At 62.6% G+C, this 11,450-nt stretch carries 11 protein-coding genes; 7 read left to right on the top strand and 4 right to left on the bottom strand.

Annotated features, from left to right (window positions below):
* Positions 1-3 precede the first annotated feature (3 nt).
* On the bottom strand, positions 4-1,068 hold the full coding sequence (locus AB4M76_RS05040; RefSeq protein WP_368440713.1) for an ornithine cyclodeaminase: 1,065 nt from the start codon (positions 1,066-1,068) through the stop codon (positions 4-6).
* A gap of 151 nt (positions 1,069-1,219) precedes the next feature.
* On the opposite strand from AB4M76_RS05040, the gene AB4M76_RS05045 reads away from it, so the two are divergent.
* From AB4M76_RS05045 to AB4M76_RS05075, 7 genes are read left to right on the top strand one after another with little or no spacing between them, the layout of a single operon-like run.
* Complete coding sequence (locus tag AB4M76_RS05045) at positions 1,220-2,773, top strand: ABC transporter substrate-binding protein (protein WP_368440714.1); 1,554 nt, start codon at positions 1,220-1,222, stop codon at positions 2,771-2,773.
* A 54-nt stretch (positions 2,774-2,827) separates the two neighbouring features.
* A complete protein-coding gene (locus tag AB4M76_RS05050; protein ID WP_368440715.1) occupies positions 2,828-3,796 on the top strand; it encodes an ABC transporter permease in 969 nt (322 codons plus the stop codon).
* A 14-nt stretch (positions 3,797-3,810) separates the two neighbouring features.
* Positions 3,811-4,650, top strand: coding sequence for an ABC transporter permease (locus AB4M76_RS05055; protein WP_368440716.1), 840 nt, complete (start codon positions 3,811-3,813; stop codon positions 4,648-4,650).
* A complete protein-coding gene (locus AB4M76_RS05060; protein WP_368440717.1) occupies positions 4,650-6,254 on the top strand; it encodes a dipeptide ABC transporter ATP-binding protein in 1,605 nt (534 codons plus the stop codon). Before AB4M76_RS05055 ends, AB4M76_RS05060 begins: the two co-directional genes overlap by 1 nt.
* A gap of 9 nt (positions 6,255-6,263) precedes the next feature.
* Positions 6,264-6,932: a GntR family transcriptional regulator gene (locus AB4M76_RS05065; RefSeq protein ID WP_368442383.1), complete on the top strand. Its 669-nt coding sequence runs from the start codon at positions 6,264-6,266 to the stop codon at positions 6,930-6,932.
* Between the two features lie 12 nt (positions 6,933-6,944).
* Positions 6,945-8,141: a M20 aminoacylase family protein gene (locus AB4M76_RS05070; protein WP_368440718.1), complete on the top strand. Its 1,197-nt coding sequence runs from the start codon at positions 6,945-6,947 to the stop codon at positions 8,139-8,141.
* Between the two features lie 26 nt (positions 8,142-8,167).
* Positions 8,168-9,568: an amidase gene (locus tag AB4M76_RS05075; RefSeq protein WP_368440719.1), complete on the top strand. Its 1,401-nt coding sequence runs from the start codon at positions 8,168-8,170 to the stop codon at positions 9,566-9,568.
* A 196-nt stretch (positions 9,569-9,764) separates the two neighbouring features.
* Here the strand turns inward: AB4M76_RS05075 and AB4M76_RS05080 are convergent, their stop codons facing one another.
* The 3 genes from AB4M76_RS05080 to AB4M76_RS05090 are packed head-to-tail and all read right to left on the bottom strand — an operon-like array spanning position 9,765 to position 11,406.
* The gene (locus AB4M76_RS05080) at positions 9,765-10,463 is read right to left on the bottom strand and encodes an RNA polymerase sigma factor (protein ID WP_368440720.1); all 699 of its coding nucleotides are present in this window, start codon (positions 10,461-10,463) and stop codon (positions 9,765-9,767) included.
* Positions 10,460-10,990 (bottom strand): plastocyanin/azurin family copper-binding protein, encoded by a 531-nt coding sequence (locus AB4M76_RS05085; protein ID WP_368440721.1) that lies wholly within the window; start codon positions 10,988-10,990, stop codon positions 10,460-10,462. The genes AB4M76_RS05080 and AB4M76_RS05085 overlap by 4 nt, the downstream gene beginning before the upstream one ends.
* Positions 10,987-11,406 (bottom strand): hypothetical protein, encoded by a 420-nt coding sequence (locus tag AB4M76_RS05090; protein ID WP_368440722.1) that lies wholly within the window; start codon positions 11,404-11,406, stop codon positions 10,987-10,989. The genes AB4M76_RS05085 and AB4M76_RS05090 overlap by 4 nt, the downstream gene beginning before the upstream one ends.
* Between the last annotated feature and the right edge of the window lie 44 nt (positions 11,407-11,450).

An 11,450-nucleotide genomic window follows, 5' to 3' on the forward strand; every position in this document is an offset into this window, starting at 1 on the left:
GGATTAGGCCGCCATCTGTTGCTGTTTGCGCAGGACCATGCCGAAGAGATCGCGCGGATCGTCCGGATCGGCCAAGAGGTCAATCTCGGTGTAATAGGCGCGGGTCTTGATCTGTTCGCGGATGTAGCGCAGGGCGCTGAAATCTTCGGTGGCGAAGCCGACGCTGTCGAACAGGGTGATCTGCGCCTCCGAGGTCCGGCCCGCCACCTTGCCGCCGATCACCTGCCAGATTTCGGTGACGGGGTGGTCGGGGTCCAGCTGCTGGATTTCCCCTTCGATGCGGGTCTGTTCGGGCAGTTCGACGAAGATATCGGCGCGGGTCAGGATGTCTTTGTGGAGTTCGGTCTTGCCGGGGCAATCGCCCCCGATCGCGTTGATATGCACGCCCGCGCCGACCATATTGTCGGTCAGGATCGTGGCATATTGCTTGTCGGCGGTGCAGGTCGTGATGATCTCTGCGCCTTGCACGGCCTTTTCGGCGCTATCGCAGATCACCACCTCCAGGCCCAGCCCCGCGAGGTTTTGCGCGGCCTTTTTCGTCGCGGCGGGGTCGATGTCGTAAAGCTGTACCCGCTGGATGCCGCAGATGGCCTTGAAGGCCAGCGACTGGAATTCCGCCTGCGCCCCATTGCCGATCATCGCCATGGTCGGCGCCTCCCGCGGCATCAGGTATTTGCCGACCAGCGCCGAGGTCGCCGCCGTGCGCAGGGCGGTCAGAAGCGTCATTTCGCTGATCATCAGGGGATAGCCGGTCTCGACATCGGCCAAGACGCCAAAGGCGGTCACGGTCTGGCGGCCGCTGCGGGTGTTTTGCGGGTGGCCGTTCACATATTTGCAAGCATAGGTCTCACCGTCCGAGGTGGGCATCAATTCGATGACGCCCTTAGCGGAATGGGCCGCGACGCGGGGGATTTTGTCGAAGAGCTCCCAGCGGCGGAAGTCTTCCTCGATCGTCTTGGCCAGTTCCAAGAGCATGGATTCGATGCCGATATCGAGCAAGAGGCGCATCATATTATCCACACTCACGAAGGGAACGAGGCTGTTTTGGCTGGGCTGTAGGGCTGTCATCACATCATCTCGGCAGGTTTTTTCACGTTGAGACCCTGAATACCCGACTAAGGTTAACTGTCAACAGTTGACAGAAGGCGTGTGGAGATGTCAGTCATTCACATCGGGTTTGATTTGTTGCGAACCCAGCACGACCAATGGGAGGGTCTAAATGCGTATCATGAACTTTGTCGCCGCTGTGGGGGCTGCACTCGCGCTGTCACTGCCCGCGTTTGCGCAAGAGCGGGGGGGCACGCTGAAAGTTGCGTTGCATCCCGAACCGCCAAGCGCCGTCGCGGGGATGTCCGGTCTCGGCGCTGCCGAAATCCTTTATTCCAAGATTTACGAGGGGTTGTTCACCTACGAAGGAACCCTTGAGCCGCGCGGGATCCTCGCCGAGAGCTGGGCCGTGTCAGACGACCATCTGAAGTTCACCGTCCAGCTCAAGCAGGGCGTGAAATGGCACGACGGGGAAGACTTTGACGCCGAGGACGTCGTCACCTCCTTCAATGTTTTCGCCACCGAGAACCCGAACCTTGCCGTGATCGCGGCACAGATCGATTCGGTCGAAGCCACCGGCCCGCATGAGGTTGTCTTCAATCTCAAGAAACCAATGCCCGCGCTGCCCTATGGCCTGGCGCTTGGCAGCATGGCGGTGATCCCGGATCATATTTATGGCGATGGCGCCTCCTTCCGTGAAAACCCGATGAATGACCAGCCGGTCGGCACCGGGCCTTTCAAACTGGCGGAATGGGAGAAGGGCAATTTCATCAAGCTGGAGCGCAATGACAGCTACCATGTCGATGGCCAGCCCTATCTCGACAACCTCTATTTCGTGATTATCCCCGACAGCCAGGGCCGCGCCGTGGCCTTTGAGCAGGGCGCGATTGATGTGGTTTCGGCCTCCAATCTGGAACTGTTCGATGTGGACCGTCTGTCCCAGACCGATGATGCCGAGATCACGAATGCGGGCTGGGAGTTCTTCTCGCCGCATGCCTTCATGTGGCTCAACAATGACGAAGCGCCCTTTGACGAACAGGGTTTCCGTCAGGCTCTGAACTACGCGATGGACAAGGAATTCATCCGCAATGTCGTCTTCAGCGGTCACGCGAAACCGGCCAAGGGGCCAATCGGCTCGCGCACCCGGTTCTTTGACGAAGCCACCGAAGCCTATGCCTATGATCCCGAAAAGGCCAAGGAACTGGTTGCCGCATCCTCCTATGACGGGCGCGAGTTGAAACTGGTGCCTGCCTCCTTCCTCGGCTCAAGCTGGAGCCGGCTGGCGGAATATCAGGTGCAGGCGCTGCGCGACGTCGGCATCAACGCCGCGCTCGATTCGATGGATGTGGGGTCTTTCCTTAAGAAACTTTCCGAGCGTGATTATGACATGGGGCAGATGTATCTCTACCAGCGCGGCGATCCGGCGATCGGGGTGTCACGCAACTTCCTGTCTTCCACCGCCAAGCCCGGCTCGCCCTGGAACAACGTGGCGATGTACCAGGACGCGGAGGCCGACAAGCTTCTGACCGCCGCCGATGCCGAGACCGACGAGGCGAAACGCGCCGAGCTCTATTCGCAGGCCCAACGCCGCATTGCCGAACAGGCGCCCGTGGTCTGGCTGGCCGAGCTGGATTTCCCGACGCTCTACAAGAGCAAGGTCAAGGATCTGATCTCTGACGCGACGGGGCTGAGCTCGAACTTCGCCGGCGTGTGGATCGAAGAGTAAGCAGCCCATCGGGCGGCGCCCGCGCCGCCCGATATTTGCCATCACGGAGTTAAGATGACACGCACCCTCGTAATCGAAACACTCAAGCGCTTGCTGGTGATCCTTGTGGTCATCACCGGGACCTTTCTGCTGATCCGATCCGCCCCCGGCGATCCGGCTGAATTCATCGCCGGCGAAGCGGCGTCGGGCGATCCGGCCTTTATCGAGCAGCTTCGGATGCAGATGGGATTGGACAAGCCGGTGATCGTCCAGCTTGGCATCTATCTGCGCGATGTCGCGACACTGGATTTCGGCATGTCCTACCGCGAAGGACGGCCGGTTCTGGAGATCATCCTCGAACGGCTTCCCAATACGCTCATTCTGGCGGGCACCGCCTTTGTGCTGGCGCTGGTTCTGGGCACGCTCGCGGGGTTCGTTGCGGCGGTGTTTCGCGGCAGATGGGTTGACCGGGTCATCTCGCTCGGGTCGGTCCTGTTCTTTTCATCGCCCTATTACTGGGTCGCGCTGCTCGCCATTATCCTGTTTTCGGCCAAGCTGAACTGGCTGCCCGCCGGGGGCACGCAGACCATCGGCGCCGATTACGAAGGCTGGCGGGCGGTGCTCGACTATATCCACCATCTGATCATGCCCGCCACCGCCTCGGCGCTGTTCACCATGGCGATCTATGCCCGCCTCGTCCGCGCCTCGATGACCGATCTGGCCAATACGCTTTTCGTCAAGGCGGCCCATGCAAAGGGCATGGCGCCGATCAAGATCTGGTTCCGCCATGTGCTGCGCACCTCGCTCTTGCCGATCACCACGATGGCCGGGGTTCAGGCCGGGCAGCTGGTGGCCGGCACGATCCTGACCGAAACCGTCTTTGCCTGGCCGGGGATCGGACGGCTGATGTACGACGCCCTGATCGCCCGTGATTACAACGTGGTGATCGGTGTCTTCATCATGACCTCGCTGATCGTCATCCTCGCCAATCTCGTGGTTGATCTTCTGTATCGCTACGTCGACCCGCGCACCCGCGCCGCTTGAGAAGGGCCCAAAAAATGCCAATCTGGAAATCCATCCTGACCCGCCCCGACGGCATCATCGCGGTCTTGTTTCTGGTCATCGTCGGCAGCGCGGCGCTGCTTGCGCCGCTGCTCTTTCCCGAGGGGCCATGGCGCATGGTCGCGCGGCCCTTTCAACTGCCGTTTCAGGATGACCGCCATCTGCTCGGCACGGATGCGCTTGGCCGCGATATGCTCACCATGATGATGTATGGCGCGCGCACCTCGCTTGGCATCGGTCTGGTCTCGACCGTGGTCGCCGTCTTGCTGGGGCTGACCGTCGGCGGCGCGGCGGGGTTCTTTGGCGGGCGCGTCGACAGTTTCCTGATGCGCGCGACCGAGATGTTTCAAACGGTCCCGAACTTCGCTCTCGCGCTGCTTTTGATCGCAGTCTATTCGCCCTCCATCACCTCGGTCGTGGTGGCAATCTCGGTGGTCAGCTGGCCGCCGGTGGCCCGGCTGGCCCGGGCCGAGTTCCTCAGCCTGCGGCGGCGGGAATTCGTGCAGGCGGCCCTGCTTTCGGGTCAAAGCAACCTGCGCGTGGCCCTGACACAGGTGCTGCCCAATGCGCTGTCGCCGCTTATCGTCATGGCGGCGCTGATGGTGTCGATGGCGATCCTGTTCGAAAGCGCGCTGAGCTTTCTGGGGCTGGGCGATCCGAATGTGGTCAGCTGGGGTTACCTGATCGGCGCCGCACGCGCAGTGATTTCGCAAAGCTGGTGGCTCACCTTCATGCCGGGCCTCGCGATCATGCTGACGGTGGTGGCCATCTCGACAATCGGCGACGCGATCAGCGACAGCCAAGACCCCTTCTTTGACCGCCGGGAGACAACCTGATGAGCGTGCTTTCGATTGATAACCTGCAAGTCAGCTACGGCGCAGAGGCGCAGATCGTCAAAGGGGTGTCCTTTGCGGTCGAAAAAGGCCGGACGACCTGCCTTGTCGGGGAAAGCGGCTCTGGCAAATCGATGATCGCCAATGCGGTGATGGATCTTCTGCCGTCCAAGAAGCTCTATGTGTCGGGGGGTGATATTCGCTACCATGACGAGACCTTGCTGGGGCGGCCCGCGCGGGACATGCGGGCGATCCGGGGGCGGTCGATCTCGATGATCTTTCAGGATCCGATGTCGGCGCTGAACCCGGTGCGGGGCATCAGAACCCAGTTCGACGAGGTCTTCTCCAGCCATGACATCGAACCCGACCAAGGGCGCCGGGCGCGGATGCTGGAACTGCTGGAACTGGCCCGGCTGCCCAATCCGCCGCGCATTCTGGACGCCTATCCCTTCGAGCTTTCCGGCGGGCAGCGCCAACGGGTGATGATCTCCATGGCGATGGCGCTGAACCCCGACGTGCTGATCGCCGACGAGCCGACTACGGCGCTCGATGTGACGACACAGGCGCAGATCCTCGGGCTCATTCGAGACCTGCAAAGGGATTTCGGCACGGCGGTGCTGTTCATCACCCATGACTTCGGCGTGGTCGCGCAGATCGCGGATGAGGTGGTGGTGCTGCGCCACGGAGAAGTGGTGGAAAAGGGCACGGCGCCGCAGCTTTTGCGGAATGCGCAGAGCGATTACACCCGCGAACTCATCGCCGCGATCCCCGACTGGCAACCGCGCCCCGCGACAGCGGCGGCCCCGGCGCTGGTCGATGCGGTGGATGTCGTCAAGACATTCGCGACCAAAGGCGGCGATGTCAAAGCGCTCGACCATGTCTCGCTGCGCGCCAAACGCGGCGAAACCGTCGGCATCGTCGGCGAAAGCGGCTCTGGCAAATCGACGATCGCAAAATGCCTCGTGGGTCTGGAAGAGGCCGACGGCGGCACGATCAACGTGGGCGGCACCGATCTCCTTGCCCTGCCTTTGAGACAGCGCAAAGACCACCGCAAGGTGATGCAGGTGGTGTTTCAGGACCCGAATGCGGCGCTCAACCCCCGCCATACCATTGGCCGCACCGTGATCGACGTGCTGCGGGTGAACGGCTGCCCGCGGCGGGCCCTGCGGGAAACCGCGATGTCCCTGCTGGAAGATGTGAAACTCGACCGGCATTTCTTTGACCGCTTTCCCCATGAGCTTTCGGGCGGTCAGCGCCAGCGGGTCTGCATCGCCCGCGCCCTCGCCGCCAAGCCCGAGATCCTGATCGCCGACGAGGCGCTTTCCGCGCTCGATGTTTCCGTGCAGCGCCAGATGCTGTCGCTCTTTGCTGACCTGCGCGAAAAGCACAATCTGACCATTCTGTTCATCACCCATGACCTGCGCGTCGCCGCGGAAATCTGCGACGACCTGATTGTGATGCGGTCGGGCAAGGTGGTGGCCGCGGGCGCCCCGGCAGAGATCCTTGAGGGCGAACTTCACCCCTATGTCGAAGAGCTGATGAATGCGATACCGGGACAGGAATGGTTCCCGGTTGGCGGCCGGGCCTTGGCACAGGTGGAGGTTTAAGCTGTGACGATGCAGATTGATAAGGTCCAACGCAAAGGGCTTTCTGAAACGATCGGAGAGGAACTGCTTCGGCTGATCGCGCAGGGCGGGCTGAAACCGGGGGAGCGGTTGAACGAGGTGCATCTCGCCGAGAGCTTTGGCGTAAGCCGCGGCCCGGTGCGCGAAGCCGCGCGCGAGTTGGAAGGGCAGGGGCTGCTGGTCAGCCGCCCGCGTCAAGGTTTTTACGTAGCGGATTTCACCTCGGATCAGATCGTTGATCTTTATGAGGTGAAACGGTGGATCGACCCGGCACTGATCTACGACTTTCAATCCTATTCGGATCACGCCACCCGGCGGGCGATCCTGAAGGACATCGACACGATCGACACCACCGAAAAAGTCGCCTTTTCCAACACGCTTTTTGCCTTTCGCCAACGCCAAGTCGCGCAGTTGCACAACCGGGTTCTCGCGGCCCATGCGCTGTCGCTCTACCGCCAATTCCACATCGTGACGGCCCTGATCGACGTGTCGGACCCCGAGGCCCGGATGGTCCGGATCACGGATACCCTGCGCCTATTCTGGACCGCGATGGTGGAGGAAGAATACGCGCAGGCGCAGGAGATCATGCGCAAGGATGCCGAATTCTGGCGCAAGGACGTCGCCCCCCGCTTTCGCAAAGACACCACTGACACCGCTTAAGAAGGGCAGGATATGAACAAACCCCTTTCCAATTCCATCACCGCCGCCTTGCCGGAGCTGCAAGCCTTTCGGCGCGACCTGCATCAGCACCCCGAGCTCAGCTTCGATCTGCCGCGCACCGCAGGGATCGTTGCGGCCCGGCTCAAGGCTTTCGGCTTTGACGAGGTCATCGAGGGCATCGCCAAGACCGGCGTTGTTGGCATCCTGCACGGCAAATCCGGCCCGGCGTCGGACGCCGGCAAGAGGGTGCTTCTGCGCGCCGATATGGACGCCCTGCCGATCGAGGAAACCACCAAGGCCGCCCATGCCTCGCAGGTCGCGGGGCGGATGCATGCCTGCGGTCACGATGGCCATACGACCATGCTTCTGGGGGCGGCGCAGCATCTGGCCGAGACCCGGAATTTCGATGGCACGCTGGTGTTCTGCTTTCAGCCGGCCGAAGAGCTGGGCGGCGGGGCGAAGGTGATGATTGACGAAGGGCTGCTGGAGCGGTTTCCCGTCAAGGCCGCCTATGCCGCCCATAACTGGCCGCAGATGCCCGTGGGTGAGTTCGGCGTCATCCATGGTGGCGCCATGGCCTCTGCCGATGGGGTGCTGATCACCGTGCAGGGCACAGGCGGCCATGCCGCGCAGCCGCATCAGGCGCGTGACCCGATCGTCTGCGCCTCGGCGATCGTGGCGAATGTGCAGTCGATTGTCTCAAGAACGATCAGTCCCTTTGATCAGGCCGTGGTGTCGATCACCTCGATCCATGGCGGCGAAGCCTGGAATGTCATCCCGGACCAGATCGAAATGCGCTGCAATTTCCGCAGCTTTTCGGAGACGGTTTCGGCGCGCATCGAAGCGGAACTGCGCCGGATTTGCAGCAATACGGCCGCGGCCCATGGCTGTAGCGTGCAGATCGATCGCCCGCCAATGACGCCTTACCCCCCGACGGTGAACCATCCTGCCGAGACCCAGCTGGCCATTGAGGCAATGACCGCCGTGGCCGGGGCCGACAAGGTGCATCAGGACCTGCAGCCCGTCATGGGCTCCGAAGATTTCGCGTTTTTCCTGCGCGAAGTGCCGGGCGCCTATGTTTTCATCGGCAATGGCGACAGCGCAGCGCTTCATAACCCGGCCTATGATTTCAACGACGAGGCGCTTGGCCACGGCATCTCCTATTGGATCGAACTGGCGCAGCGCAGCCTGCCCGCCGAAACGGCGTGATCCCCCTCTTTTCAGAAAGTTATAACATGACAGAAAAGCACTATTGGTCGGTTGCGGAAACCGCGGATCAGCTCAAACGCGGCAAGGTTTCAGTGGTCGAGGTCACGCAGGCGCAGCTTGCCCGGATCGAGGCGGTCAACCCCAAGATCAACGCGCTCACCACCCCGGTCGAAGAAGCCCTCGATGTGGCCAGGGCGCTGGACGAAAAGGGGCGGCCCGAGGATGCCGGGCCGCTCTGGGGCGTGCCCGTCACCACCAAGATCAACGTCGATCAGAAGGGCTATCCGAACTCCAACGGTGTCGCGGCGAATGCCAACGCCCTGTCGGAAGATGATTCCCCCGTGGTGGCCAATCTCAAACGCGGCGGCGCCGTGATCGTCGGGCGCAGCAGCACGCCGGAATTCTCGATGCGCTGGTTCACCTCGAACCCGATCCATGGGGTCAGCACCAACCCGTGGGACGAGGCCCTGACCCCCGGCGGCTCCAGCGGGGCCGCCGCGGCGGCGGTGGCCTGCGGCATCGGGGCAATCGGGCACGGCAATGATCTGGGCGGCTCGCTGCGCTACCCGGCCTATTGCTGCGGGGTCGCCACCATCCGCCCCTCGCTGGGACGCATCCCGGCGATGAACCCGACGCAATCGGCCGCCGGGATCGAACGCGGCCCCTTCACCCAGCTCATGGCCGTGCAGGGACCGATCGCGCGCTCTGTTGCCGATGTCCGCGCCGGGCTCTCGGTGATGGCCCAGCAAGACCTGCGCGACCCGCTTTGGGCCCATCCGGGGGACAGGAAACATACCTCTGGCGAACCTCTGAAAGTCGGCTATGCGGTAAACCCCTTCGCCGGTCGGATCGATGCGGAAGTCGAAAGGGCCATGCAGACGGCGATCACCGCGATGAAGGACAGCGGCGCGACCCTGCAGGAAATCACCCCGCCCGCCGCGGCGGATCTGCCCGATCTCTGGGGGACGCTGATGTTCACCGAGGCGGAGACCCTGCTGCGGGAGACGATCAAACAGGACGGCTCGCCCGAGATGTGGGATTACTATCAGGCCTTTGTAAAACATTTCGCCCCCACCGATCTGAAAGGGTTGATGCAGGCGATGCAGCGCAGAATTGTCTGCCAGCGGGCCTGGGCGCAGATGTTTACCGACATTGATGTCTTGCTGCTGCCGACCTCGTTGCAAAAACCCTTCCGAAATGATCAGGACTTCAAAGAGCCCGATACGCTCAGCGACATTGTCTCGGCTCAATCCCCCCTCCTGGCAATCAACGTCCTCGGGCTGCCCTCGGTGGCGCTGCCGACACATCTTGAGGGCCAAACGCCGCTCGGCGTGCAGATGGTCGGCCCGATGCAGCAAGATGGTTTCCTGCTGGATGTGGCAGAGCGGCTGGAGCGAGAACTCGGCACGCTGTGGCAGCGTCTTTGACCTGTCCCCACTGATCCCGAGAGATTGCAGAAAGCAGCGCCAAATGGCGCTGCGTCTCCGCGCTTTTCGCCAAAAGATGCTTAGGGTTCGTTGTGCGGCCCGCGCATCCACGGCGGCTTTCTTGATGGCCCTGCTGGACGCCGCGACACTGGCACGGCGATCCGGCAGCGTCCCGGGCGCCGGAAATACTTCCTCCCTAAGACTGCCTAAGCCCCGCCACCACCCGATCCGCCATGTCGGCACAGCGGGCGCCATCGAAGGGAAAGATCGCGTCGAAACCGCCGTGGATACGCTCTTCAAGCGCCGCGCGGAGCCGTCGCCGCGCGCGAAACAGGCGCGTTTTCACGGTGATCGGGTTGAGTGACAGATCACGGGCGATGGCTAGTACGCTCATGTTTTCGGCCTCTCGCATCAGAAAGGGCAGGCGAAGGTCAGACGGCAGCTGCGCCACCGTGCTCTCCAAAAGGGCGCGGATCTGGGTGCGGCCAAGCTGGGCCTCGGGCATATTGGCGTCCTGCCCCGGGAAGGCGAGGATGGCGCCGGGCGCGCTTCTGGTTTCGGTCACGGTGTCATATGCCTCCTCCGGCCGGGACGCGCGCAGCTTCATCCGCGCGCTGTTGATCGTGATGCGAATGAGCCATGTCGAAAACCGGGCTTCTGCGCGGAAGCTGTCGAGCCGGGTGAAGGCTTTGAGGTAGCTTTCCTGCACCACCTCTTCGGCATCCGCATCACTGGCAACAATGCCCCGCGCGATCCGGAACAGGCGCGGGTTCATCCGCCGGATCAACTCTCGGATGGCGGGTTCATCCCCTTGTCGAGCGCGCGTGACAAGCACGGCCTCCGGCGTGGTTGGGTCTGGCAAAGCGGCGGTCTTGTGCTCTGGCTGGGCGGTCACATCGCATCCTCCCGGGTCACTTGTCGGTGCTTGAGGATAACATCGACGGGCGGAAACGCCTCTAGGACCGCCTGAGATATATCATTGGTATCGGGGCTCGGCCCTTGCCACCGGGGATCGCTGGGCGTTCCGACGACGATGCGCCCGACCATCGCGGCCATCTCATGCGGCAGGCAGTAATAGTCGTAGACCCCGGGTTCCGACAGCAGGACCTCGAAACTCTCGTCGGGCAGCAGAAAGTCACTATCCCAAGCCGCGGCGGCCTTTGGAATGCGCCGGGCGCGGTCGAAATTCTCGGGGTGATAGGCGGTGGCGGTATGGCTGTTGCCCGGGTCGCGGTTGATAAAGCGAACCCTGGTGCCGACGGCCACCGCAAGACCATGCGGGTGGAACCAGACATGCTCGCCCCGGGCGGTCCCGCGCATCTCAACCTCCTGTAACGCTGCGGCCTGCAGCAAAGCAGGCCGCAGGAGGGTGGCAAAGGCGCCACCCCCCAATTGCAGAACCCGGCGGCGCGCCAAGGTCATTGCGCCAACCGCCCTTTGGCCCCGTCATCGTGGTAGAGCACCACATGGGCATGCGGCACCCCCACCCCCGGATGACCGGCATTGTAATAGACATCGACCGACGTGACCTCCTGCAGCCCCAACTGCAGGTCATTATAGGCCGTTCCCTCGGAAAGCGCGTCGAGCGGGGTCATATAGACTGTCGCAGAGAGGCGGCCGTCGTGATCATAGGCCAGAAACGGGCCTGCTGGCAATGTTTCGGGGTCCACGAAGAGCGTGCCAAGACCGGGCAGAAATTCAGGCAGAGGCAGAACGTCGCTGACCTGCACATAGGGCGCGCTCGGCGGCGATGTCTTGACGGCCTCGCTGTCCTGCGCGCGGGCGAGGCTGGCGGTGAAGGGGATCAATGCCGCCGTGAGCAATAGGGATCTTAACATCTCATTTCCTTTCGGTGTCATGCACAGCGCCTTCTGTCGGCGCT

Source organism: Sulfitobacter sp. PS-8MA, from assembly GCF_040933935.1.
GTDB lineage: Bacteria > Pseudomonadota > Alphaproteobacteria > Rhodobacterales > Rhodobacteraceae > Sulfitobacter.